This is a genomic window from Agromyces italicus DSM 16388 (assembly GCF_000421545.1).
Lineage (GTDB): Bacteria > Actinomycetota > Actinomycetes > Actinomycetales > Microbacteriaceae > Agromyces > Agromyces italicus.
This window is the reverse complement of record NZ_ATXF01000004.1, coordinates 849507-872951: the sequence shown is the minus strand read 5'-3', so window position 1 is coordinate 872951 and position 23445 is coordinate 849507. Positions and strand designations below refer to the sequence as shown.

Here is a 23445-nt window from a genome sequence, read left to right as displayed (position 1 = left end):
ACATCGATCGTGCTGACCGATCACCTCGCGTTGGAGCAGATCGCCCCGTCGATCGGGACGGTCGGCGACGCGTATGACAACGCGCTCATGGAGACGATCAACGGGCTGTACAAGGCCGAGTGCATCCGCACCACGATCTTCCACGACGGCCCGTACAAGACGATCGCGGACGTCGAGTTCGCGACCGCCGGCTGGGTCGACTGGTACAACCACCGCAGGCTCCACGGTAGCCTCGGCATGGTCAGCCCAAACGAATACGAGGCTGCCCACTACGCGACACTCACCCGAGAGCCGCAACCCGCATAACAGCGGCATCAAACCTGGGACGGTTCACCCACTCACCATCGATCTCGACGTTCAGCGGCTCCTGCGAAAGCTGCACCATCTTCACGCCGTCGCCCATGTCGTACGTCGTCTCGAACACATCACGATCAACAATCGCCGACTCCGGAGGCAATTCACCGTCGGCGACAAGCCCTACCGGCCCTCCCGACGGCTCGTCCGCGGGAGCCGCCGTCTCAACCACGGCCCCCGGCGTATCCGACGCCAGCAGAGACGAGTCGGGCTGCACAGGATCAGCTGACTCTTCCATCGGAAGCTGGAGGACTTCCTCCGTCGACACCCGCTCCGGATCGGTCGGATTCTCTTCGGCACCAACCGGCGTGACAACACCTACGACAAGCGCAGTCACCAACGACCAAACAAGCGCGAGGCGGTACTGAAAGCGCACGGCTTCCTCCAAGGACACAACACCAATGTCGGCCCGAGAGAGATGCCGCGCAGCGAAACTAACCGTCACACACGGAACAGGGAAAGCACCTTGACGAAGCGATACCGATTCGTGATGTTCGCGACTACAACACCCCGTCCAGCGCCTGCCGCAGCAGGTGCTGCAGCGCATCGAGCTGCACCGAGTCGGCCGAACCGGGTTCGACGTCCTGGCCGTCGAGCGCGCGGGCCGCGAGGCCCTGCTTCGAGTCGATCAGCTCGGCGATGCGGGCGTCGATCGTGTGCGCGGCGATGATGCGCCAGGCCGTCACGGGCTCGTCCTGGCCGATGCGGTGCACGCGGTCGATCGCCTGGGTCTGCTCGGCGGCGGTCCAGCTGAGCTCGGCGAGCACGACGTTCGACGCGGCCTGCAGGTTGACGCCGACGCCCGCCGCGGTGAGCGAGCAGACGGCGACGTGCACCTCGGGGTCCTTGTTGAAGGCGTCGATCGCCGCCTGGCGCTGCAGGGCCGTCTGGTCGCCGCGCAACGACACCGTGCGCAGCTCGCGCGAGGCGAACGCGGCCTCGGCCTGGTCCATCACGTCGATGTGCTTCGCGAAGAACACGACCTTGCCGACCGAGCGTGCCAGCTGGGCGGCGTAGTCGGCCGCGAGGCCCGCCTTCGCCTGGCCGATGCGGCGCACCATGGTGAAGACGTTCTCGCCCGACTTCGCCGACTTCGACTCCTCGAGCTCGGCGCTCGCGACCGCGCGGATGAACTGGTCGCGGGTGTCGTCGTCGAGGTCGCCGACGCGCAGGTGGCGCGCCTCGACGAGCGCGCGGAAGCGAGACGCCAGCCGGTTGCCGAGCTCGCGCTCGGCGGCGCGCACCGAGCGGCCGAGCTCGTCGTCGAGTTCGACGGGGAGGTCGGCGATGCGCTTCGCCGGCAGGTCGGCCGCGACATCCACCTTGCGGCGGCGCACGATGCCGAGGTCGATGACGGTGCGCCGCGCCGCCGAGTAGAAGCCGGGTTCTGCGGGCGTGAGCCCATTCTCCTCGAGCTTCGCGAGGAGCTCGGCCGACGGCTTGTCGCCGTCGATCCAGCCGAGGAACTTCCAGATCGCGCGGAAGTCGTCGACGTCGTTGATGAGCGGCGTACCCGTGAGGGCGAGCAGCAGCGGGTCGCCGCCGGGCGTCGACCTGCGGATGCGCTCGGCGAGGGCGAGCACGTTCTTCGAACGCTGCGACTGGAGGTTCTTGATGAAATGCGCCTCGTCGACGACCATGCCGCGGAAGCCGAGCGTCGACAGCCACGCCATGTGCCGGTCGAGCACGTCGTAGTTCACGATGACCACGTCGGCGAAGGCATCGAGCGTGTCGCCGTCACCGTGGATCACCGTGGCCCTGCGGTGCGGCGTCCACCGCTCGACTTCGCGCGCCCAGTTCATCTTCACGACGTTCGGCACCACCGCGAGCAGCGGGTACGCGTTCGCGACGGATGCCGCGAGCACCGACTGGGCCGTCTTGCCGAGCCCCGGCTCGTCGGCGAGCAGGAACGCGCGGTGCCCCTCGCGGGCGCTCTCGATGAAACGCACCTGATGCTTCATGAGCTCGAGGCCGCGCGGCGAGAGCCGGTCGGCCTTCGGCGCTTCGGGCAGCTCCATCGAGGCGGCCTGGCCGCCCGAGCCCTGCTCGAACGACTTGAACAGGGGGCCGAGCAGTTCCCAGTTCGCGAGCCGGCGCACCGGCACGAGGGGCGCGGCGGGCTTCGAGAAGTCGGGGGCGAGGAACGGGTTCGCGAGCTGGCGCGACTTCACCGAGGCGGGGATGACCTGGTTCTCGGACACCTCGATCTTCACCTCGGGCTCGCGCGTGATGATGAGTTCGTCGGGGCTGAGCTCGGCACCCGACTCGAGCAGCCAGTCGCGGCGGAATCGCTGGGCGACGGTCGAGATCGAGGCATCCGGTTCGAGCAGCTGGATGAGGCTGGTGTCGCGGGCCGCCGTCTTCGCGAGGATCTGCGCGATGCCGTCGAGGCGCTTCAGCAGCTCGCCGCGCGCGGCGTCGCCGACCTCGGCGTCGGCCTTCACGCGGGCGCGTTCTTCGCGCATGAGCAGCGCGATGACCTGGAACTTGGTGCGGTTCGTCGGGCCGAGTTTGCCCTTCTGCGCCTTCTGCTCGACCTCTCGCACCTTGCGGGCGAGGATCGGGATGATGGGTGCTTCGTCGTCGCGCGAACGCGTACGCTGCCGCTGCCTCGTCTGGGCCATGGTCCTCCCGTTTCCTTCGTGCCGTGCCCGGCACGCCCCCTCGGCACCACCTGGTGATCGAGCCCGCACGCGACGGCTCGGATGCCGCGCTGCGCGGTACGCCGAATCCCGAACCGAGCAGCGGCGAGCGAGGCTCGCACGGTCGGCCGAAGAACGGATTCGTCGGGCGCTGCACCCATTCTAGCGGGCGCGAGGCCCCTCCCGTGAAACGACGCTCAGCCCACGACGTGCACGGCGTAGCTGAGCAGGAAGCCCCCGGTCGCGAGGAGCCCCGTGAAGGCGTGCGCCGTGCGGAACGACTCGGGGATCATCGTGTCGCAGATCATCGCGAGGATGGCGCCCGCGGCGATCGCCGTGATGAACGCCGTCAGCTCGCCCGGGGCCTCGTCGAGCAGGACGAACCCCGCGAGCGACGCCAGCGCGCTCGCGACGGCGATACCCGCCCACAGCACGAAGACGTACGTGCGCGACCGCCCGCTCTCCTTCAACGAGGCCGTCGACGACAGCCCCTCGGGAATGTTCGAGATCAGGATGGCGACGAAGACCGGGATACTCACTCCCCCGCCGCCGACCATGCTGAGGCCGAGCACCGCCGACTCCGGGATGCCGTCGAGGAGCGCTCCCACGGCGATGCCCGTGCCGGTGCCCGGGTCTTCACCCGTGCCCCGCGGGTTGCGCTTGTCGAGGCGGTCGAGCAGCTGGTTCGCGAACACGTAGACGATCGCGCCGACGGCGAACCCGCCGACGGTCGGCCAGAAGCCGCCCTCCTCCTGCGCCTCGAGCACGAGGTCGAAGGCGAGCGCCGAGACGAGCACGCCCGAGCCGAACGCCATGACCGACGCCACGACGCGCACCGGCACCGTCACGTACCAGGCGATGACGGCACCGACCAGGAGCGCGCCCCCGGCGAGAAGCCCGGCGGTGCCGGCGAGAATCCAGTCGGCCATGGTGCGAGCATAGGGCCGGGGCTACCAGATCGCCGCCGACGCGCCTACCCTTGAGACATGGACGAGCTCGCGGGGGCGGGTGCGGAGTTCGCGCCCGAGGACGACGATTTCACGGTCTCGCAGGACACCGAGTTCGACGAGGCCGACGAGGCGCACGACGACGACGAGCGCTCGCTCGACGACGTGCTCGACGACGAGCTCGCGGGTCTCGATGCCGAGCGCCGCGTCGACCTCGGCGACGAGCGCGCGGCTTCGGCCGGCGCCGACGGAGCCGAGTAGCGGCGTTCAGCGGGTCGCACGGGTCTCGCGCGTCTGAGGCGGGCTCACACGCCCCCGCCGCCGCCACCTCCGCCTCCGCCGCCCGACGAGCCGCCGCCCGAGCCGCTCGAGGAGGAACTCGCGCTCGCCCCCGACCACGAGCTGTTCGACGAGCTCGAGAACGAGGCCACACCCGCGGAGAAGTACGCCGCGTTGAAGCCGCTGCCGCCCGAGTACCAGCCCGGCTCCGTGCCGAGCTGCTCGTAGAGCGCGGCGAGTTCGCGGCTCCAGTCGCGCTCGAAGCCGAACAGCACGGCGTACGGCAGCAGCCGCTCGTTGAGCTTCAGCACCTGGCCGAGATCGTTCGTGTCGACCCGCAGCGCGCCGCTCGGGCCCTGGAGCACCCGGAGGCGGTCGGCCTCGGCGAGCCGGATGTAGATTCGCAGCCCCTCGAGGTGGTCGTGCAGTTCTCGGCCGCGCTCGGTCAACGGCCGCACGCTCGCGACCAGCCCGATCGCAAGCAGTGCCGCGAGGACCGCCACGATGAAGCAGAGCGCCGGCCATGCCCCGCCCATCACCGTCACGAGCGCGATGACGCCCATCACGAGACTCGCGACCGCCGCGAGCGCCGCGCCGATCGCGAGCCCGACGCGGAGGCCGACGTCGGGACTGCGCCTGAGCCCGGCGGCGACGACCCCGCTCGACACCCGCTGCCTGATCGCCAGCAGCAGTTTGCCGAGCGCAGCGTCGCTCGACGTCATCTCGCGCACGGCGCCCGGCTGCGGCGGGTGGCCGAACAGCGCCTCGACGACGGCCTGGCTGTGCTCGTCGCCCGCCGGTCCGCCGCCCGTGAACCGGGCCGAATAGCGACGCGACCCCTCCTCCACGATGCGGAGTTCACCGGCGACGGCGCGTTCGAGCACCGTCGCGGTGACGCCCCTCGACATCGCCCCCATGAGTTCTGCGGCGACGAACGCCGAGACGCCCGCCGGCGGTTCGTACTGCGCGATGATCGTGCCGCGGCCCGGGTGGCTGCGCCATCGACCGAGCCTGAACCCGAGCGCGACGGCCGCGATCACCGCCGCGACGAACGCCGCCACCGCGCTGCCGATCGCCGCGGGCGACGACGAGAAGGCATCGTCGCGCGGCACCACGGTGCCCTGCTCGAACGCGACCGCGAAGCTGAGGTTCTCGTACGGCCCGATCGCGGCGGCCTCGGCCACGACGACGGCCCCGCCGTCGACCGGTTCGACCGTCATCGCCTCGCACAGATCGGTCGACCCGGACCGCCCGCGGAAGCAGGCCGTGCTGCCGGTCATCGCCTTGGCGAGTTCGGCCGAGAGACGCAGTTCGCCGCGGACGACCCCGAACGGCTGCGCCCAGCCCGTGCCGTTGACGTCCCAGTAGATCTCGTCGATCGCCGCGTCATCGGGCACGTGGGTGACGTTGTGCATGCGGTAGCGGAACACGTACGTCTGCTCGCCGTGCAGGAACTCGTCGGCGCGGCTGGTGACGAGCAGGAACTCGTCGTCCTCGTCGGTCTCGGTCTCGTACGGTCGCGGTGCGCCCGAGGCATCCGTCACCGACTCGACCACGAGGTCGACGGGATGCCCGTCGTAGCCGAGCGGGATCGCCCGCCGGATGCCGCGGTTCTGGTCGAATTCGGGGAACACGGCGACGAGCGTCTCGGTGACCTCCATCACCGAGCGGCCCTCGTCGTCGAGCGAGAGTTCGTAGACGGCGTCGAAGGAGTCGAACCTGAAGTCGTCGACCCCCGCACGCACGCCGAGCGGCGCGACGGCGGCCGGGTCGGCCGCCGCGCCGGCCGGGTCGGATGCCGCGTGCTCCCCCGCTGTCGCGGGCGACGCGCCGACGGCGCCGGCCAGGAGCAGGGCGACCGCCACGGAGAAGCGCGCGGCGGCGCGCCGCCCGCTGGGGGCGCGGCGGGCGGGGCGACGGGGCATGCCCCAACGCTAGCCCGCCGCCGCGCCCTCCGTCAGGTCCGTCGCGGCTCAGGCCCGACGCAGCCGGAGGCTGTTCAGCACGACGAAGATGCTCGAGAACGCCATCGCCGCCCCTGCGATCATCGGGTTCAGGAACCCCGCCGCCGCGAGCGGGATGGCCGCCACGTTGTAGGCGAACGCCCAGAACAGGTTGCCGCGGATCGTGCCGAGCGTCGCCCGGGCGAGCGAGATCGCGTCGGGGATCGCGCCGGGCTCGTCGCGCGTCAGCGCGAGGTCGCTCGCACTCGCCGCCGCGTCGGTGCCGCCGCCCATCGCGATGCCGAGGTCGGCCGCGGCGAGCGCGGCGGCGTCGTTGACCCCGTCGCCGACCATGGCGGTCTTGCGCCCGGCAGCCTGCAGTTCGGTGACGGCCGCGAGCTTGCCCTCGGGGCTGACCTCGGCGTGCACGCGCTCGATGCCGAGTTCGGCCGCGACACGTTCGGCAGGACGACGGGCGTCGCCGGTGAGGAGGATCGGTTCGAGCCCCTGGGCGCGCAGCCGGTCTACTGCTTCGCGGGCGCCGGGGCGGATCGAGTCGCCCACCTCGAGCACGGCGCGCACCTCGCCGTCCCAGCCGACGGCGACCGCGGTCGCATCGGAGGCCGCCACCCGCTCGGCGAGCGTCGCGGGCATGGTCATGCCGATCCCTTCCAGGAAGGCGGGACGGCCGACCGCGGCCCGCACGCCGTCGACGGTCGCGGTGACGCCGAGGCCTGCGTGGGCCCGGAACTCCTGCGCTTCGGGCACGGTCGCCCCGCGAGTTGCTGCGCCGTCGACGACGGCCCGCGCGATCGGATGCTCCGAGCGGCGCTCGAGGGCGGCGGCCACGCCGAGCGCGGCGGCCTCGTCGGTGCCGGGCATCGCGGTCACCGTGCCGAGGCGCATGCGACCGGTCGTCAGGGTGCCGGTCTTGTCGAGCAGGATCGTGTCGATGCCCGCGGTGCGGTCGAGCGTCTCGGGCCCCGTGATCAGGATGCCCCGCTCGGCGCCGCGACCCGTGCCGACCAGGATCGCCATGGGCGTTGCGAGTCCGAGCGCGCACGGGCACGCGATCACGAGCACCGCGACGGCCGCCGTGATGGCCTGCTCGACCGGGCTGCCGGTCGCGATCCAGACGATCGCGGTGCCGACGGCGATCGCGATCACGATCGGCACGAACACCGCCGAGATGCGGTCGGCGAGTCGCTGCGCGCGCGACTTGCCGAGCTGCGCGTCCTCCACGAGGCGGGCGATCTGGGCGAGCCTGGTATCGGCGCCGACGCGGGTCGCGGTGACGACGATGCTGCCGCCGTGCACGATGGTCGCCGCCGTGACTGCGGCGCCGGCCGCGACGTCGACGGGAGCGGGCTCACCGGTCAGCATCGACTCGTCGACGCTCGCCTCGCCGTCGGCGACCACGCCGTCGGCGGCGATCCGCTCGCCGGGGCGCACCACGAAACGGTCGCCGGGGCGCAATGCACCGATCGGCACGCGCACCTCGGTCTCGGCCGCGTCGGCACCGGCTGCGTCGACACCGCCCCGGAGCACCGACACCTCGCGCGGGGCGAGTTCGAGCAGTGTCCGCAGCGACTTGCCCGCCCGCCGCTTCGACTTCGCCTCGAGCACGCGCCCGAGCAGCAGGATCGTGATGACGCCCGCCGCGACCTCGAGGTAGATGTCGCCGCCCGGGGTGCCGCGCACGCCGAACGACCACTCATGGGTCATCCCAGGCATGCCGGCGTGTCCGAAGAAGAGCGACCACAGCGACCAGGCGAACGCGGTGAGCGTGCCGAGCGAGACGAGCGTGTCCATCGTGAGCGCGCCGTGCCGCAGGTTCTGCCAGGCGGCCCGGTGGAAGGGCCAGCCGCCCCACACCACGACGGGCGCCGCGAGGGTGAGCGAGAGCCACTGCCAGTACGTGAACTGGAACGCGGGGATCATGGCGATCACGACGACCGGCACGGTGAGCACCGCCGAGACGATGAGCCGCGTCATGAGCGGGTCGGATGTCTCGTGGGCGGCGCCCGGCGCGTCGTCGGCCTCGCCGTTCGTGCTGCCGGCGACCGGCATCGGCGGAGCGTCCGGGGCGGGCGCAGCGGCATCCGCCTGCTCGACGGGAGTGGCGGTGTAGCCGGCCTGCTTGACCGCATCGACGAGCGCCTCGATCGAGGTCGACGTGGGGAACGTCACCCGCGCCCGTTCGGTGGCCAGATTGACCGCGGCCTCGACCCCGTCGAGGCGCCCGAGGCGTTTCTCGACGCGCCCGACGCAGCTCGCGCAGGTCATGCCCTCGATGTCGAGGTCGATCGTGCGGATCGGAGGAGTTTGGAGCGTCGTCATGCGATCGAGAGTACCCCCTAGGGGTATTCAGCGCAAACGGGGTATCCTGTGTTGGTGATCGAAGACATCAAGAAGCGCGCACTGCACCGCACGAAGATCATCGAGGGCCAGCTGCGCGGCATCGAGAAGATGATCGACAACGAGGACTACTGCGTCGACATCATCACCCTGTCGCTCGCCGTGCAGAAGTCGCTCGGTTCACTCAACAAGCTCCTCGTCGAGAACCACCTGCGCACGCACGTCTCGCACATGTACGAGCAGGGCGGCGAGCAGCGCGACGAGGCCGTCGCCGAGCTCGTTCGCATCTTCGAGCTGTCGAACAACCGCAGCTGATACCGGGCCTGTCAAGTTCCCGGTGAGGTCACCGCGAGCCAGGCGTCGAGTTCGCTCGGCTCGTCGGTGATGATGCCGTCGACGCCGAGCGCGTTCACCGCCTCCCAGTGCTCGTCGGTGTTCAGGGTGTAGCAGAGCACCGCGACGCCCGCCTCGTGCGCGAGGACGAGCGCGCCGGGCTCCGCGGTCACCGAGTCCACGGTCGTACCGAACCCGATGAGCCCGAGCCGCTCGGCGAGCGGCACCGGGTCGGCCGGCAGCTCGCGGATGAGCATGATGCGCGGGAGCGTCGGCGCCACCGCCTGGAGCGAGACGAGCGTCTCGAGACTGAAGCTCTGCAGCACGACACGCCCGCGGAGGCCGTGCCGATCGACGAGCCCCGTCACCGCCTTCACCTCGCGTGGGGTCCAGTCGGCCTTCAGCTCGACCAGCGCGCGGGCGCCATCGCGCTCCGCGAGGGCGACGAAGAATTCCTCGAGCGTCGGAATCGGCGTGCCCGCGAACTCGGGCGCGTACCAGGCTCCCGCGTCGAGCCGCCGCACGTCGGCGAGGTCGAGCTCGCCGATCGCCCGAGGGTCGCCGGTGACCCGTTCGAGCGTGACGTCGTGGAAGAGCACGGGCACGCCGTCGCGCGTGAGCTGCACATCGGTCTCGACGAAGGCGAGCTCGTCCATCGCGAGCTCGAGCGAGGGCATGGTGTTCTCGGGCGCCGTCGCGCGATCGCCGCGGTGCCCGACGGTGAAGGCGGGCTCACCCGGCGCCCGGAGCGCCCCGAACACATCGATCGCATAGACGGTCGGCGGGGTCTGCGCGACGAGCAGGATCGCGGCGACGATCGCGACCGCGATCGCGGCGAGTGCCGCGCGCACCGCTCGACGGGGCGGGTGCGCGAACGCCTCGAACGGGCGGCGACGTGCGGGGGTCATGAATGCGGCGGCACTCGGCCACCGCCGCACGGTCTCGGGTTCGACCATGCCGACGGCGTGCTTCACGGGTTCGGGCCTTTCCACCGCCCGGGCCTCCTTGCCCGACCGGTGCACGCCACTCTAGCAACACCGTTACCGTTTCGTTACCGAATTCTCGCGGCGGGAATCAGCGCCGCCCGCGTGACGCAGCACCTACCGCAGGCTCTTCGTGTGCCAGACGGTCTTCGTCTCGGTGAACGCCTGGATGCGCCCGAGCGCCGGCGCCGCCGCATCGGGCCCGTTCTCGGGGCGCAGCACTCGCTTCAGCGTGTCGGCCGCGTCGATCTCGAGCGCGATCCAGTCGAGCGCACCCGCGCCGACGAGGTCGATCGCGTTCACGTCGGCGTGGCTCGCGAGCCAGGGCGCGATCTCGGCGGGCGAACCCGTGAGCACGTTCACCACACCGCCCGGCACATCGCTCGTCGCGAGCACCTCGGCGAGACTGATCGCCGACAGCGGGAACCGCTCGCTCGCCACGACGACGACCGGGTTGCCGGCCACGAGCGCCGGCGCGACCGCCGACACGAGACCGAGGAGCGAGCTGTCCTGCGGAGCCACGATCGCGACGACACCCGTCGGCTCGGGCACCGAGAGGTTGAAGTAGGGCCCCGCGACCGGGTTCGCGTTGCCCGCGACCTGCGCGAACTTGTCGGCCCACCCGGCGTACCAGACCCATCGGTCGATCGCCTCGTCGACCTGCGCGGCGGCGACGGCCCGCGAGACGCCCTCGGTCTCCTCGATCTCGGAGACGAACTGCGCACGGCGCCCCTCGAGGAGCTCGGCGATGCGGTAGAGCACCTGCCCGCGGTTGTACGCGGTCGCACCCGCCCAACCCGAGACCGCGGCGCGCGCGGCGACGACCGCGTCGCGCGCGTCTTTTCGGGAGGCCAGTGCGGCATTCGCGAGGAAGCGGCCGTCGGGCGCCGACACCTCGTAGGTGCGCCCCGACTCGCTGCGCGGGAACTTGCCGCCGATGTAGAGCTTGTAGGTCTTCGGCACGGCGAGGCGGGTCATCGCTTCGATCCCTTCGTGGTGGCCTTCTGCGTTCGACGGGTGCGCTTGGCGGTCGGCTCGGGCGCCGAGGCATCCGCCGTGATCGCCGGCTTCGCGGCGGAGCGTGCAACCGCCGCCTGCCCGATGGGTGCGGGCGCGAGGTACGCGGCGAGCCCGTGGCGGCCGCCCTCGCGCCCGTAGCCCGACTCCTTGTATCCGCCGAAGGGCGCCGCCGGGTCGAAGCGGTTGAAGGTGTTCGCCCAGATGACGCCGGCGCGCAGCTGGTCGGCCACCGCGAGGATCCGGCTGCCCTTGTCAGTCCAGATGCCGGCCGACAGTCCGTACGGCGTGTTGTTCGCCTTGGCGATCGCCTCCTGCGGCGTGCGGAACGTGAGTACCGAGAGCACCGGGCCGAAGATCTCCTCGCGCGCGATCCGGCTCGAGGTCTGCACGCCGGTGAAGATGGTCGGGGCGTACCAGAACCCGTTCTCGGGGATCTCGCACGGTGCGCTCCAGCGCTCGGCGCCCTCCTCGACGCCCACGTCGCTCAGCGCGCGGATGCGGTCGAGCTGCTCGCGCGAGTTGATCGCGCCGATGTCGGTGTTCTTGTCGAGCGGGTCGCCGAGGCGCAGCGTCGAGAGTCGCGTCTTCAGCCGATCGACGACCTCGTCGTGGATGCTCTCCTGCACGAGGAGGCGCGAACCCGCGCAGCACACGTGGCCCTGGTTGAAGAAGATGCCGTTGACGATGCCCTCGATCGCCTGATCGATGGGCGCGTCGTCGAAGACGATGTTCGCGGCCTTGCCGCCGAGCTCGAGGGTCGCCTTCTTGTCGGTGCCGGCGATCTGCTTCGCGATCGCGCGGCCCACGGCGGTCGACCCCGTGAAGGCGACCTTGTCGACGCCCTCGTGGGCGACGAGCGCGGCACCCGTGTCGCCCGCGCCCGTGATGATGTTCACCACGCCCGGCGGCAGCTCGGCCTGCTGCAGGATCTCGGCGAAGATGAGCGCCGTGAGCGGCGTCGTCTCTGCGGGCTTCAGTACGACGGTGTTGCCGGCGGCGAGCGCCGGGGCGATCTTCCACGCGAGCATGAGCAACGGGAAGTTCCAGGGAATCACCTGGGCGGCGACGCCGAGCGAGCGCGGGTCGGCACCGAGCCCTGCGTGATCGAGCTTGTCGGCCCAGCCCGCGTAGTAGAAGAACCATGCGGCGACGAGCGGCACGTCGACGTCGCGCGACTCCTTGATGGGCTTGCCGTTGTCGAGCGACTCGGCGACCGCGAGCTCGCGGGCGCGCTCCTGCACGAGGCGGGCGATGCGGAAGAGGTACTTGCCGCGGTCGCGGCCGCTCATCTTCGACCACACGCGGTCGTAGGCGCGCCGCGCCGCGGCGACCGCGTCGGCGACGTCGGCCTCGTTCGCGTTCGCGATCATGGCGATGCGCTCCTCGCTCGCGGGCGAGATGGTCTGGAAGGCGGCGCCGCGGCCGTCGACGAACTCGCCGTCGATGAAGAGGCCGTAGCTGTCGCGGAGCGAGAGGATCGCCCGCGACTCGGGAGCGGGTGCGTAGTCGAGGAAGCTCATGTCCAGTCCAGTCCAGTCCAGTCAGTCGATCGTCACGTAGTCGGCGCCCGAGTAGTGGCCGCTCGTCAGCTTCTGCCGCTGCAGGAGCACGTCGTTCAGGAGGCTCGATGCGCCGAAGCGGAACAGGTGCGGCACGAGCCACTCTTCTCCGACCGTCTCGGCGACGGTGACGAGGTACTTGATCGCGTCCTTCGAGGAGCGGATGCCGCCGGCTGGCTTCACGCCGACCCGGTGCCCCGTCAGACGGTGCCAGTCGCGCACGACCTCGAGCATGAGGAGGGTCACGGGCAGCGTCGCCGCGGGCGACACCTTGCCGGTCGAGGTCTTGATGAAGTCGCCGCCCGCGAGGATCGCGAGCCACGAGGCGCGGCGCACGTTGTCGTAGGTCACGAGCTCGCCGGTCTCGAGGATCACCTTGAGGCTCGCGCTCGTGCCGTCGGGGCGACGGCAGGCCTCTTTCACGGCGACGATCTGGTCGAAGACCTCGCCGTAGCGGCCGGCGAGGAACGCGCCGCGATCGATGACCATGTCGATCTCATCGGCGCCCGCAGCGACGGCCTCGGCGGTGTCGGCGAGTTTGATCGCGAGCGATGAACGACCGCTCGGGAATGCGGTGGCGACCGCGGCGACCGATATGAGACCGTCGTCGGGGTCGCCGTGGGCCGCGCCGAGCGCCTCGACGGCGAACGGCACCATGTCGCCGTAGACGCAGACGGCGGCGACGCGGGGGGTCGCCGGGTCGGAGGCGTCGGGGGTGAGCGCCTTCGCGACGAGCGAGCGGACCTTGCCGGGAGTGTCGGCGCCCTCGAGGGTCGTGAGGTCGATGAGCTCGATGATGCGGTCGAGCGCCCACGCCTTCGAGGTCGTCTTGATCGAACGGGTGCCGAGGGCGGCGGCGCGCTGCTCGAGGCCGACGGCGTCGACCCCGGGAATGCCGTGGAGGTACCGACCGAGCGTCTGGTCGTCGGGCTCGCCGCCGAGCACGGCGAGCGCGCGCTCGCGCGCGGTGGCGAGGGCGGTGCCGGCGTTGACCGGTGCTGGCATGAGTGGACCTGGCTTTCGTGAGGTGGACGACGACGCTGGATCAGCCGTCGAGGAGGTGCAGGGCGGTGGACTCGTCGGTGACGAGGACCGTGCAGAGGCGGCTGCGCACGACGGCGTCGGCGACTGCGTGCTTGGCGGGGCCTGCGACGACGGCGATCGCGAGCGGTGCGTTGCGGATCTCGTCGAGCGTGAGCCCGACCGTGCGGGCGTCGAGGGCGGGGTCGACGATGTTGCCGTCGGAGTCGATGTACCGGCCGACGACGTCGCCGACGGCGCCCTTGGCGACGAGGAGGTCGACGTCGCCGGGAGCGAGGTAACCGCTCTCGACGTGCACCGAGTTGTGGTCGGCGGCGCCGGCGCTGAAGAGGTACGCGTCGGCCGATCGGGCCAGTTCGATGACGCCGGCGACGACGCGGTCGGATTCGATGGCGTGCTTCGTCTCGAGGCGTTCGAGGATCGCGGGACTCGGCAGGAGCGTCGCCTGGCCGCCGCCCTTCTGCGAGATCGCCACGGCGGTCGCCGCGGCGGTGCCCGCGCGACGGTTGAGGCTCACGCCGCCGTTCATCTGCACGACGTTGACGCCGGTCGCCCAGCCGTTGCGCAGGTGCTGGGAGATCTCGAAGAGGGTGCGCCCCCAGCTCACCCCGAGCGTGCGCGGCACGGGGCGGAGGGCCGTCAGGTAGTCGGCTGCGGCCTGCGCGGTGCGCGCCTGCAGTTCTTCGGCCGAGGAGACGCCGGCGGAGGAGACGACGATGGCGTCGGCGAGCCCGCGCTCCTCACGGACACGTCGCTCGATGGGGAGCCTGCGCGCCCGGGGGTGCAGGATCTCGATGCGGATGAACCCGCGATGCTTGGCCTGGGCGAGCAGGCGCCCGACCTTCCACCGGGTGAGATTGAGCGCCTGGCCGATCTCGTCCTGGGTCTTGTTCTCCTCGTAGTAGAGCTCGGCCGCCCTGATGGAGAGGAGTTCGTCGATCTCGTCCATGCGCCTCCGTCCGCCTCGACTTCCAGCGTAGGCAGCCGCGTGCTCATCGGCAACACTCGCAGGTGATCCTGCTCACATGAGCACCACGGGGGCGGATGCTGCGCGCCTATGCTGGTGCAATGCCAACGCCCCTCGCGCTCGCCGTCGACTTCGGCGGCACCAAGGTCGAAGCCGCGCTCGTCGACGGGCACGGCACCGTGCTGGCCGGTTCCCGTCACCGCCGCCCGACCGGGCCGACCTCGACCGCCGAGGAGCTCGACCGCTCCGTGCACGAGGTCGTCGAGGCCGCCGGCGCCGCCCTCCCGGCCGATGCCGAACTCGTCGGCGTCGGCGTCGGCTCGGCCGGCCCGATCGACGTCGCCACCGGCCGCGTCTCGCCGCTCAACGTGCCCGCCTGGCGCGAGCACCCGCTGCGCGACCTCATCACCGCGACCCTGCCCGAGACCCCCGTCGTGCTGCGCATCGACGGCCTCTGCATCGCGCTGGCCGAGCACTGGGTCGGCGCCGGGGCCGCCGCCCGCGGCGAGAACCTGCTCGGCATGGTCGTCTCGACCGGCGTCGGAGGAGGGATCGTGATCGGCGGTCGCGCCGTCGCGAGCCCCACCGGCAACGGCGGCCACATCGGTCATATCGAGGTCGGCGGATTCGACGATCCCTGCACCTGCGGAGGCCGCGGATGCCTCGAGGCGATCGCCTCCGGCCCGCGCACCGTCGCGTGGGCCCGCACCCGGGGCTTCACGGGCGCGACCGGCGAAGACCTCGCGCGTGCCCACGCCGCGGGCGACCCGATCGCGCTCGCGGCGGTCGAGCGCTCGGGCACGGCGATCGGCCACGCCATCGCCTCGGCGACGAATCTGCTCGACCTCGACCTCGTCGCGATCGGCGGTGGGTTCTCCCGCGTCTCCCCCGCGCTCTTCGACCACGCCCGGGCCGCGGTCGCCGAGCGTTCCGGCTTCGCCTTCGCGACGCGCGTCGAGATCGTCCCCTCCGCGCTCTCCGACGAGGGCCCGCTCATCGGGGCGGCGGCGCTCGTGCACCGCCCCGATCTCATCGTCTGACCGGGCGCGGCGACGATGGGGTCATGCGCCGTCGATCGACGGCGCCGCCTCACCCCTCCCAGGTACCTCGAAGACGGCGACGACGCCCTCGCGGACGTGCGCGCGCTGTCGCACGAGCACGAGGGCGGCGACCCCGACGAGCACGGCGAACACGATGCTGAGGGCCGAGAACGCGAACCAGTTCGCGTCGAGCGCGAGCACGAGCGCCGCCGAGACCACCGTGATGGCGGCGGCGGCGATCTTCGAGCCCGCCTTCAGCCGGAGGGCGGGACTCAGCCGGCCGCCGACGCCGTCGCCGCGGGTCAGCAGCAGGTCTGCGAAGGCATCGATCGTCGCGAACAGGGCACCCGAGTAGGCGAGTGCGCAGCCGAGCGCACCCCAGAGGTTCGGCGGCTTCACCGCGGCGGCCGTCTCGACGGCGGAGGTCAGCAACTCCATGGCACCCGGATAATAGCCCTCGCGCGCGTGCGCGTCGAGCCCTCGGCCGAGGGGCGGTCGCCGGTCAGCCCCGCAGGCGGTCGTCCTCGACGAAGCGCGGCCGCGCCACCACGACGCCGGCGACCGCCGCAGGCAGCGCCGAGACGAGCAGCAGCACGAGCGGGGCCGTCCATCCGCCGCTCACCTGGTGCAGCAGGCCGACCACGAGCGGCCCTGTCGCCGCGACCAGATAGCCGACCGACTGCACGAAGCCCGAGAGGGCGACGGCCCCGGCGTGCGTGCGGGAACGCAGGTTGATGAGCACCAGCGTCAGCGGGAAGACCAGCGGGCCGGTGCCGATGAGCGCGACCCACAGCCAGGTCGCGGACTGCGGGGCGAACAGCAGCCCGAGATAGCCCACGATGAACGACGCCACCGAGACACCGACGAGCAGGCGGATCCGTCCGTGGCGGGCGGCGATGATCGGCACGGCGAGGGCGGCGGGCAGCCCCATCGCCGCGTACAGCGACAGCAACGCCCCGGCCTCGGCGGGCGTCGCGCCCGCGATGTCGTGCAGCAACTGCGGCAGCCAGGCGAAGGCCACGTACGCGTTGAAGCTCGACGCCGCGAACACCGCCGTGAGCGCCCACGCGAGCGGCGATCGCACCATCTGCGCGAACCCGCCGGGCTCCTCGGGCACCGTCTCGGGTGCCTCGCGCTTCGGGTGCACGAGCAGCGCGATCCACGGCACGAGCGACAGGGCGGCCACGACCGCCCACTCGCCGAGCGAGACGCGCCAGCCCGCGGCATCCGCAACCGGAACCGCGATGAGCGGCGGAATGAACGTGCTCACCGACATCGCGGAGACGTAGACCGTCGTCACGAGCCCGATGCGATCCGGGAAGTAGCGCTTCACGAGCGGCGGCAGCAGCACGTTGCCCACCCCGATCGCCGCGAATGCGAGCGCACTCGCCGCGACGAGGCCGAGCGCCGATCCGGCGAGGCCGCGAGCCGCGAGGCCCACCGCCAGCACGGCGAGCGACCCGACGAGGGCCCGCTCCAGCCCGAGCCGCTTCGCGAGGCGCGGTGTCGCGATGCCGAACACGGCGTAGCAGAGCAGCGGCAGCATGCCGAGCAGGCCCACCACGACCGGCCCGAGCACGACCTCCTCCTGCAGCAGCACGAGGATCGGCGAGAGCGAGGCCACGGCCGTCCGGAGGTTGAAGGCGACGAGCACGATGCCGACGAGCGCGAGGGTTCGACCCTTCCACAGCGGTCGAGGCGGCGGTCGGGTCACTCTCTCGAGTCTAGGCCGGGCGGAGCGCGCGCTCAGATCCCGAGGATGCCGCGGGTGCGGTCGACGTCGTCGCGGATCGTGTCGATGAGCGCCGGGATCGAGGTGAACGCCACCATGCCACGGATGCGGTCGACGAACTCGACGTCGACGACGTGATCGTAGAGGTCGAGTTCGCGGTCGAGGACGTACGCCTCGACCTGCTTCTTCGGCACGCCCTCGAACGTCGGGTTGTCTCCGACCGAGATCGCCGCCGGGTACCGCGTGCCCGCGTCGGTGAGCCAGCCTGCGTAGACGCCGTCGGCCGGGATGAGCCCTTCGGACTCGGGCGTCAGATTCGCCGTCGGGAAGCCGAGCTCGCGCCCTCGGGCCGCACCGTGCACCACGATGCCCGACACCGTCGGCGTGTGCCCGAGCAGCTCGGTCGCCCGCCGCACGTCGCCGGCGGCGAGGAGCTCGCGCACCCAGGTCGACGAGACCCGCCGCTCTCCCTCGAGGTCGACGTCGTCGACCACCTCGACGGTGAAGCCGAAGCGTGCGCCGAGGTCGACGAGCAGCGCCACGTCGCCGGCGCCGCGGGCGCCGTAACGGAAGTCGCCGCCGACGAGCACCGCCTTCGCCTGCAGGGTGTCGACGAGCACCCGCTCGACGAACTCGGTCGCCGGCACCGAGGCGAGTGCGCGATCGAACGGCAGCAGCACCGTGGCATCCACCCCCGTCGTCGCGAGCAGCTCGAGCTTCTGACGAACGCTCACGAGCGATTCGGGGCACTTGTCGGGCGCGAGCAGCGCGAGCGGATTGCGGTCGAAGGTGACGACCGTCGTCGCGAGATGCTCGGCCGCGGCGATCTCGCGGAGCCGCGTGATGACCTCGCGGTGGCCGCGGTGCACACCGTCGAACTTGCCGATCGTGACGGCCGAGGGGCCGAAGCCGTGCGGGACGGCGGCGAGGCCCTTGAACGTCTTCACGCGGCGCCCGCCGTCGGTCGGTGCTTCGCGAGCCACCACATGCCGAGCACGGGCAGCACGAGGGGAATGAACAGGTAGCCGCGACCGAACCACGACCACACCGTGTCGTGCGGGAACAGCGCCGGGTCGACGATGCTCAGCGTGCCCACGACGAGGACGCCGGTGAACTCGAACGCGATCGTCGCCCAGGCGACGCGATACCAGACCACTCCGGGCCGCACGAGCGCGATCGTCGCGACGACGTAGACGGCGGCGGCGAGCGCCGACAGCGCGTACGCGAGCGGCGCCTCGTCGTACTTCGAGACGATCTGCACGAAGGACCGGCCCAAGGCGGCGAGCGCCAGCACGCCGTAGACGGCGACGAGGACGCGCCCGATGCCGCTCATCTTCGTCGGCGTACGGGTCTCCACCGGGGCGCTCTGCAGGCTTTCCATGTCGTTCGATTCTCTCAGAAGTGCGGCGCTCAGACCGACTGCACGGTCCAGATCTGCAGCATCCGGTACACCATCACGCCGACCGAGAGCGCGGCGACGCCGAGCACGACGGTCGACCAGCGGTTGCGTTCGAGCAACGCCCAGAACGCGGCAGCCGGCGGCAGCAGGGCCGCCGAGACGAGGTAGACCCAGAACTCGAGCGCGCTGCCCGTCGGCGAGTTGCCGAACCCCGGCGCAGCGATCGCGACGACGATCTGCACGAGGACGAGGAGCTCGACGACGGCGAGCGCCCCGAGCGTGAGGTCGCTCGGCACGCGCCCGGCGAACCCGAGCACGAGGCAGAGCAGGCCCGCGGCGACGGCGACGGGGAGCTGGACCCAGGTGAACCACTCGATCATGCGCCGCCCTCCTGCGGGAACCCCGTGACGACCTTCCACTGCCCGCCGCGTCGCTCGACGATCGCCACGAGGCGCTCGCCGGGCGCGACGGCGGCGAAGAACTCGCCGCGGCGATCGGCGGATGCCTCGTCGCCGCCTCCGCTCACGGGCACGCGCTTCCCGTGGCCGAGGTCGACGGCCTCGGCCTCGGAGAACTCGACGATCGGCAGCGCTCGCCGCGCGGCCCCTGCCGGGCTCATCATGGCGGCGGCGACGTCGAAGCCCTCGAGCTCGCCGGCCTCGTCGACGTCGAAGCGGCCGATCCGGCTGCGCCGGAGCGCCGTCAGGTGGCCCGCCGTGCCGAGCGCTGCGCCGAGATCGCGCGCGAGCGCACGGATGTAGGTGCCCGAAGAACACTCGACGCGCACGTCCAGGTCGAGACATCCTTCGCCCCGACGCACCGCGAGCAGCTCGAACGCCGAGATCGTCACGCGACGCGGGGCGATCTCGACGGTCTCACCGTCGCGCACCCGCTGGTAGGCGCGCTTGCCGTCGATCTTCACCGCGCTCACCGCGCTCGGCACCTGCTCGAGGTCGCCCGTGAAGGCGAGCATCGCCGCGCGCAGCGAGGCCTCGTCCTGCGCGAGGGCGGCCCCGGTCATCTCGGGGGTGTGCGGCAACGGCTCGCCCTCGGCGTCGTCGCTCGTCGTACCCCAGCCGAGGCGGATCGTCGCGAGGTACTCCTTGTCGAGCCCGACGAGGTAGTGCAGGAGACGCGTGGCCGAGCCGACGCCGAGCACGAGCAGCCCCGTCGCCATCGGATCGAGCGTGCCGGCATGGCCGATCTTGCGCGTCCCGGCGAGGCGCCGCATGCGGGCGACGACGTCGTGGCTCGTGATCCCCTGCGGCTTGTCGACGAGGAGGATGCCGCTGTTCACGCGGTACAGGCTAACAGTCGCCGGCGCCGAGGCCTGCGCCGTCCTGCTCGGCACGGCCCTACGCTGGAGCGGTGAGGATCGGCATCATCGGCGCCGGAGCGCTGGGCGGAACGTTCGCGGCGCTGCTGGCGCGCGCGGGGCACGAGATCGAGGTGACCGCGCGCGGCACCGGCCTCGAGGCGATCAGGGCCGAGGGCATCCGCCTGAGCGGCGGCTACGGCGACGCCCACGAGCGGGTCGCCGCGGGCGAGGTGCTCACCGCGCGCCCTGAGCTCGTGCTCGTCTGCACCAAGGCGCAGGACGCCGAAGCGGCGATCACGGCGAACGCCCGGCTCATCGACGGCGTGCCCCTCGTCGTGGTGCAGAACGGGCTCGACGGCGTCACGACCGCCGAGCGACTGCTCCCCCGCTCGTACGCCGTCGGACTGCTCTCGATCATCGCGGCGAACTACACCGAGCCCGGCGTCGTGCGGGTGACGACTCCCGCGACCAGCTACCTCGGGCGCGGCGACGGGCCGCCCGACGCCGAGTCGATCCGCCTCGCGACGATCCTCTCCGAGGCGGTGCCGGTCGTCGCGATCCCCGGCTTCCGCGGGGCCCAGTGGACGAAGCTCATCGTGAACATGCTGAACGCGGTACCCGCGGTCGTCGGCCGGAGCGTGCAGGATGTCATCGGCGACCGTCGGCTGCGTCGCGTCGTTGCAGCCTCGATGCGCGAGGCGGTGCGCATCGGCATCGCGCGTGGCGTGCGTTTCGGAGCACTGCAGGGTCTCGGTGACCGACGGCTGCGGCTCTTCGCACGGCTGCCGCTCGCGCTCGGCCAGGTGCTCCCCTGGCTCATGGGCGTGCGAATGGGCGGGGTGCCGAACCTCGGCTCGACGCAGCAGAGCCTGCGCCGCGGGCAGCCCACCGAGATCGACTTCCTGAACGGCGCGGTCGTGCGAGAGGCCGCCCTCGCGGGGCTCGACGCCCCCGTCAGTCGCGCGCTCACCTCGCTCGTGCACGAGGTCGAGCGCACGGGCGCTTCGGTGCCGGACGAGCGCGTGCTCGCCGACGTACCGGTCTGAACGACGAAGGGGGCCCGGCGAACCGGACCCCCTCGTCGTGCTGTGCGTCGGTTACGACTGCTTGCGGCGCAGGCGCGAGATCACGAGGAACGCGATCCCGGCGAGCACCACGACGCCCGCGACGATCGCGATCGTCGTGCCGGCGAAGCCGGTCGAGGCGAGGCCGTCGCCGGCCGGCGTCGACGGTGTCTCGCCATTGCCGCCGGGCTCGCCCGGGGTCTCGGGCGCGGGCGGCGCCGCGATGCAGTCGGGCGTGGCCGGCGGGTAGGCCAGGTCGACCTCGAGCTCGGGGTTCACGACGAACTTCGCGGTCGTGAGGTCACGGGTCCAGGCGAAGTTGTCATCGGTCTCGACCCACGTGCCGTCGTCGAGCTGCTTCCAGCCCGGCCATCCGGTGGCGTTGCCCTCGTCGTCGACGGAGGCACCCGGCCAGAGGGTGCGGCCCTCGAGCACGCCGGCGTCGTTCAGCGTGCCGAGCGCGATCGTCTCCGTGTGTTCGCCGTCGCTCAGGACGAGCGAGACCTCGCGGCTCGTCGCCTGGTCGTCGGGGTCGGTCAGGCTGACCTTGTACGAGATCCACGGCGCGTCCGCCTCGCAGACGCCGGTCGCGACCGAACCGTCGAGGGCGGGGGCGATGCAGGGCTCGTCGTCGAGGGTGTAGGTCCACACCACGACCGGGCCCTGGGCGAAGGTGTTGCCGGGCGCCGCCGTCGCGGTGACCGTGACGACGCCGTCCTTCTCGCTCTTGGCCCAGGTGACGAGTTCGGTGTCGCCGGGGTGGCTGACCTTCTCGTTGTCGGGCCCGCAGACGTCGGAGAACGTCGGCTCACCGGCGAGCTCGATCACGCAGGGAAGGTCGTCGACCGTGAAGGTCCACGTCGCCTTCGCACCCTCGGGGAAGACCGAGCCGTCGAGCGCAGTCGCGGTGACGGTGATGACGCCGCCCTCTTCGACCCACTCCCAATCGATCGTGTCGGTGTCGTCGGGGATGGTGAGCTTCTCGTTGTCGGGGCCGCAGACATCCTCGAACGCCGGGGCGCCCTCGAGTTCGACGACGCAGGGCTCGTCGTCGATGAGGTACGTCCACTCCGTGCGCGCGTCCTTCGGGAAGGCGAAGCCCTCCTGCGGGGTCGCCGTGACCGTGATCACACCGTCGACCTCGTTCTTCTCCCAGTCGATGAACTTCGTGTCGTCGGGCACGGTGAGCTGCTCGTTGTCGACGCCGCAGGTGTCGGAGAAGGTGGGAGCGCCCACGACCTCGACGATGCAGTCGCTGTCGTCGATCGTGAAGGTCCACTCGGTCTGCGCACCCTTCGGGAAGGCGTAGTCCTTCTTCGGCGTGGCGGTGACGGTGATGACGCCGTTCGATTCGCTGTGGTTCCAGTCGACGAAGTCGGTGTCAGCGGGGACGGTCAGTTTCTCGTTGTCGACACCGCAGCTGTCGGTGAAGGTCGGCTCGCCCCCGACCGGCACCTCGGTGGGCGGGCACGGGGCGTCGTCGATCGTGAAGGTCCACTCGGTCTTCGCGCCCTGCTTGAAGACGTAACCCTTCTTCGCCGTCGCGGTGACGGTGATCAGGCCGTTCTGCTCGTGCTTCTCCCAGTCGATGAACTTCGTGTCGTCGGGGACGGTGAGCTTCTCGTTGTCAGGGCCGCAGACGTCGGCGAAGCTCGGCGCGCCCTCGACCTCGATCTCGGTGGGCTCAGGCACGTCGATGTAGTGCACCGAGTAGTGGCTGATGTCCTTGCCGGACGGGTGACTGATCACGACCGTCGGGGCCGGCGGCTGGACGGGAACGATCACCGGGCCGTTGCCGTTGTTGGCGGAGCCGGCCTTGACGCAGTAGTAGTCGATGAGCTTGCCGGACGGCGCGGTGACCTCGATGGTCTTCTTGCTGCCTCGGACGTCGATCTTGTCGGTGCCGTTCGGCAGGTAGCTCGGGCAGACCTTCAGCTCGCCGCCGCCGTCGCCGCAGTCGCCGGTGAGGCCTTCGACTCGACCGTCCGAGCCCTTCTTGTTGTTCTTGTCCCAGCTCGTGAACGCATAGATCCAGGGACCGTTGCCGACGGTGTCGCCCGGAAGACTCTCGGTGCCGAGCTTCAGCGTCGCGTTGCCGGTGGAACTGAGCGGGCCGCGGTCCATGCCGTCGGCGCTCCGCGGCGTGCTCTCGAGCCTCGACGTGCCGACCCTCCAGTTCGTGGTGCCGGACTTGCCATCGGGTACGTTCGAGAGCTTCAGCGTATAGGTGACGTCGTACTCGCCGGTCTCGACGTTGCATTCGGCTTTCGCCGTCAGGTCGCCGGTATGCGCCGACGCCGGAGCAGCGACGCCGACGAGGGCGAGACCGCCGCCGAGCACGAGGGCGGTCACGGCTGCCGCGAGACGGCGGAGCGGGTGGGCTGACGAGGAACGCTTCCGTGCGCGGGCGTCGCCGTCCGCAGCGCGCGCCGTTCGGGCGCCGGGCTTGCTCATTCGGGTTCTCTC

At 71.3% G+C, this 23445-nt stretch carries 22 protein-coding genes; 5 read left to right on the top strand and 17 right to left on the bottom strand.

Annotation, left to right across the window (positions count from 1 at the left end):
* Window positions 1-306, top strand: a 306-nt coding sequence (locus H516_RS0104320) for an integrase core domain-containing protein (protein WP_022888494.1), incomplete at its 5' end; no start/stop codon positions are given.
* On the opposite strand, the gene H516_RS0104315 is transcribed toward H516_RS0104320, so the two are convergent.
* From H516_RS0104315 to H516_RS0104305, 3 genes are all read right to left on the bottom strand, one after another.
* The gene (locus tag H516_RS0104315; RefSeq protein ID WP_022888493.1) at window positions 281-748 is read right to left on the bottom strand and encodes a hypothetical protein; all 468 of its coding nucleotides are present in this window, start codon (window positions 746-748) and stop codon (window positions 281-283) included. The two genes, H516_RS0104320 and H516_RS0104315, sit on opposite strands and share 26 nt — an antisense overlap.
* Window positions 749-854: 106 nt before the next feature.
* A complete protein-coding gene (locus H516_RS0104310) occupies window positions 855-2978 on the bottom strand; it encodes a DEAD/DEAH box helicase (RefSeq protein ID WP_022888492.1) in 2124 nt (707 codons plus the stop codon).
* A 215-nt stretch (window positions 2979-3193) separates the two neighbouring features.
* A complete protein-coding gene (locus tag H516_RS0104305; RefSeq protein WP_022888491.1) occupies window positions 3194-3925 on the bottom strand; it encodes a ZIP family metal transporter in 732 nt (243 codons plus the stop codon).
* 57 nt (window positions 3926-3982) lie between these two features.
* Here H516_RS0104305 and H516_RS0104300 point away from each other — a divergent pair, with 57 nt between their 5' ends.
* Window positions 3983-4204 (top strand): hypothetical protein, encoded by a 222-nt coding sequence (locus H516_RS0104300; protein WP_022888490.1) that lies wholly within the window; start codon window positions 3983-3985, stop codon window positions 4202-4204.
* A gap of 44 nt (window positions 4205-4248) precedes the next feature.
* Here the strand turns inward: H516_RS0104300 and H516_RS0104295 are convergent, their stop codons facing one another.
* Window positions 4249-6147, bottom strand: coding sequence for a DUF2207 family protein (locus H516_RS0104295; RefSeq protein ID WP_026378413.1), 1899 nt, complete (start codon window positions 6145-6147; stop codon window positions 4249-4251).
* Between the two features lie 48 nt (window positions 6148-6195).
* The gene (locus tag H516_RS20865) at window positions 6196-8505 is read right to left on the bottom strand and encodes a heavy metal translocating P-type ATPase (protein ID WP_022888488.1); all 2310 of its coding nucleotides are present in this window, start codon (window positions 8503-8505) and stop codon (window positions 6196-6198) included.
* Between the two features lie 54 nt (window positions 8506-8559).
* On the opposite strand from H516_RS20865, the gene H516_RS0104285 reads away from it, so the two are divergent.
* A complete protein-coding gene (locus H516_RS0104285; RefSeq protein WP_022888487.1) occupies window positions 8560-8838 on the top strand; it encodes a metal-sensitive transcriptional regulator in 279 nt (92 codons plus the stop codon).
* Between the two features lie 11 nt (window positions 8839-8849).
* Here H516_RS0104285 and H516_RS18240 read toward each other — a convergent pair whose 3' ends face one another.
* The 5 genes from H516_RS18240 to H516_RS0104260 all read right to left on the bottom strand — a co-directional run bounded on the left by H516_RS18240 (window position 8850) and on the right by H516_RS0104260 (window position 14408).
* Window positions 8850-9848, bottom strand: coding sequence for a glycerophosphodiester phosphodiesterase (locus tag H516_RS18240; RefSeq protein WP_157432132.1), 999 nt, complete (start codon window positions 9846-9848; stop codon window positions 8850-8852).
* A 108-nt stretch (window positions 9849-9956) separates the two neighbouring features.
* Window positions 9957-10817, bottom strand: coding sequence for an aldehyde dehydrogenase family protein (locus tag H516_RS0104275; protein WP_022888485.1), 861 nt, complete (start codon window positions 10815-10817; stop codon window positions 9957-9959).
* Window positions 10814-12379 (bottom strand): aldehyde dehydrogenase family protein, encoded by a 1566-nt coding sequence (locus H516_RS18235; RefSeq protein ID WP_022888484.1) that lies wholly within the window; start codon window positions 12377-12379, stop codon window positions 10814-10816. The genes H516_RS0104275 and H516_RS18235 overlap by 4 nt, the downstream gene beginning before the upstream one ends.
* Window positions 12380-12400: 21 nt before the next feature.
* On the bottom strand, window positions 12401-13423 hold the full coding sequence (gene deoC, locus H516_RS0104265; RefSeq protein ID WP_022888483.1) for a deoxyribose-phosphate aldolase: 1023 nt from the start codon (window positions 13421-13423) through the stop codon (window positions 12401-12403).
* 40 nt (window positions 13424-13463) lie between these two features.
* The gene (locus tag H516_RS0104260; RefSeq protein ID WP_022888482.1) at window positions 13464-14408 is read right to left on the bottom strand and encodes a sugar-binding transcriptional regulator; all 945 of its coding nucleotides are present in this window, start codon (window positions 14406-14408) and stop codon (window positions 13464-13466) included.
* Between the two features lie 119 nt (window positions 14409-14527).
* Between H516_RS0104260 and H516_RS0104255 the strand changes: the two genes are divergently transcribed.
* Window positions 14528-15466, top strand: coding sequence for an ROK family protein (locus H516_RS0104255; protein ID WP_026378412.1), 939 nt, complete (start codon window positions 14528-14530; stop codon window positions 15464-15466).
* Window positions 15467-15487: 21 nt separating this feature from the next.
* On the opposite strand, the gene H516_RS0104250 is transcribed toward H516_RS0104255, so the two are convergent.
* The 6 genes from H516_RS0104250 to truB form a co-directional block, all read right to left on the bottom strand.
* Complete coding sequence (locus H516_RS0104250) at window positions 15488-15904, bottom strand: hypothetical protein (RefSeq protein ID WP_022888480.1); 417 nt, start codon at window positions 15902-15904, stop codon at window positions 15488-15490.
* Between the two features lie 64 nt (window positions 15905-15968).
* On the bottom strand, window positions 15969-17180 hold the full coding sequence (locus tag H516_RS0104245; RefSeq protein WP_022888479.1) for an MFS transporter: 1212 nt from the start codon (window positions 17178-17180) through the stop codon (window positions 15969-15971).
* Between the two features lie 32 nt (window positions 17181-17212).
* On the bottom strand, window positions 17213-18145 hold the full coding sequence (locus H516_RS0104240) for a bifunctional riboflavin kinase/FAD synthetase (protein ID WP_026378411.1): 933 nt from the start codon (window positions 18143-18145) through the stop codon (window positions 17213-17215).
* Complete coding sequence (locus H516_RS0104235) at window positions 18142-18579, bottom strand: membrane protein (protein WP_033196672.1); 438 nt, start codon at window positions 18577-18579, stop codon at window positions 18142-18144. The genes H516_RS0104240 and H516_RS0104235 overlap by 4 nt, the downstream gene beginning before the upstream one ends.
* 29 nt (window positions 18580-18608) lie before the next feature.
* Window positions 18609-18977 carry a hypothetical protein gene (locus H516_RS0104230; protein ID WP_022888476.1) on the bottom strand — a complete coding sequence of 123 codons (369 nt, stop codon included), beginning with the start codon at window positions 18975-18977 and terminating at the stop codon, window positions 18609-18611.
* On the bottom strand, window positions 18974-19894 hold the full coding sequence (gene truB, locus H516_RS0104225; RefSeq protein WP_022888475.1) for a tRNA pseudouridine(55) synthase TruB: 921 nt from the start codon (window positions 19892-19894) through the stop codon (window positions 18974-18976). The genes H516_RS0104230 and truB overlap by 4 nt, the downstream gene beginning before the upstream one ends.
* Before the next feature lie 71 nt (window positions 19895-19965).
* On the opposite strand from truB, the gene H516_RS0104220 reads away from it, so the two are divergent.
* The gene (locus H516_RS0104220; RefSeq protein ID WP_022888474.1) at window positions 19966-20961 is read left to right on the top strand and encodes a ketopantoate reductase family protein; all 996 of its coding nucleotides are present in this window, start codon (window positions 19966-19968) and stop codon (window positions 20959-20961) included.
* Between the two features lie 51 nt (window positions 20962-21012).
* On the opposite strand, the gene H516_RS22640 is transcribed toward H516_RS0104220, so the two are convergent.
* The gene (locus tag H516_RS22640) at window positions 21013-23433 is read right to left on the bottom strand and encodes a hypothetical protein (RefSeq protein ID WP_022888473.1); all 2421 of its coding nucleotides are present in this window, start codon (window positions 23431-23433) and stop codon (window positions 21013-21015) included.
* Window positions 23434-23445: the final 12 nt, after the last annotated feature.

Bases quoted from the DNA above. Each gene is read 5' to 3' on its own strand.
- H516_RS0104310 (WP_022888492.1), bottom strand. From the start codon at position 2,978: ATGGCCCAGACGAGGCAGCGGCAGCGTACGCGTTCGCGCGACGACGAA.
- H516_RS0104305 (WP_022888491.1), bottom strand. From the start codon at position 3,925: ATGGCCGACTGGATTCTCGCCGGCACCGCCGGGCTTCTCGCCGGGGGC.
- H516_RS0104300 (WP_022888490.1), top strand. From the start codon at position 3,983: ATGGACGAGCTCGCGGGGGCGGGTGCGGAGTTCGCGCCCGAGGACGAC.
- H516_RS0104295 (WP_026378413.1), bottom strand. From the start codon at position 6,147: ATGCCCCGTCGCCCCGCCCGCCGCGCCCCCAGCGGGCGGCGCGCCGCC.
- H516_RS20865 (WP_022888488.1), bottom strand. From the start codon at position 8,505: ATGACGACGCTCCAAACTCCTCCGATCCGCACGATCGACCTCGACATC.
- H516_RS0104275 (WP_022888485.1), bottom strand. From the start codon at position 10,817: ATGACCCGCCTCGCCGTGCCGAAGACCTACAAGCTCTACATCGGCGGC.
- H516_RS18235 (WP_022888484.1), bottom strand. From the start codon at position 12,379: ATGAGCTTCCTCGACTACGCACCCGCTCCCGAGTCGCGGGCGATCCTC.
- deoC (WP_022888483.1), bottom strand. From the start codon at position 13,423: ATGCCAGCACCGGTCAACGCCGGCACCGCCCTCGCCACCGCGCGCGAG.
- H516_RS0104260 (WP_022888482.1), bottom strand. From the start codon at position 14,408: ATGGACGAGATCGACGAACTCCTCTCCATCAGGGCGGCCGAGCTCTAC.
- H516_RS0104255 (WP_026378412.1), top strand. From the start codon at position 14,528: ATGCCAACGCCCCTCGCGCTCGCCGTCGACTTCGGCGGCACCAAGGTC.
- H516_RS0104250 (WP_022888480.1), bottom strand. From the start codon at position 15,904: ATGGAGTTGCTGACCTCCGCCGTCGAGACGGCCGCCGCGGTGAAGCCG.
- H516_RS0104235 (WP_033196672.1), bottom strand. From the start codon at position 18,579: ATGGAAAGCCTGCAGAGCGCCCCGGTGGAGACCCGTACGCCGACGAAG.
- H516_RS0104230 (WP_022888476.1), bottom strand. From the start codon at position 18,977: ATGATCGAGTGGTTCACCTGGGTCCAGCTCCCCGTCGCCGTCGCCGCG.
- H516_RS22640 (WP_022888473.1), bottom strand. From the start codon at position 23,433: ATGAGCAAGCCCGGCGCCCGAACGGCGCGCGCTGCGGACGGCGACGCC.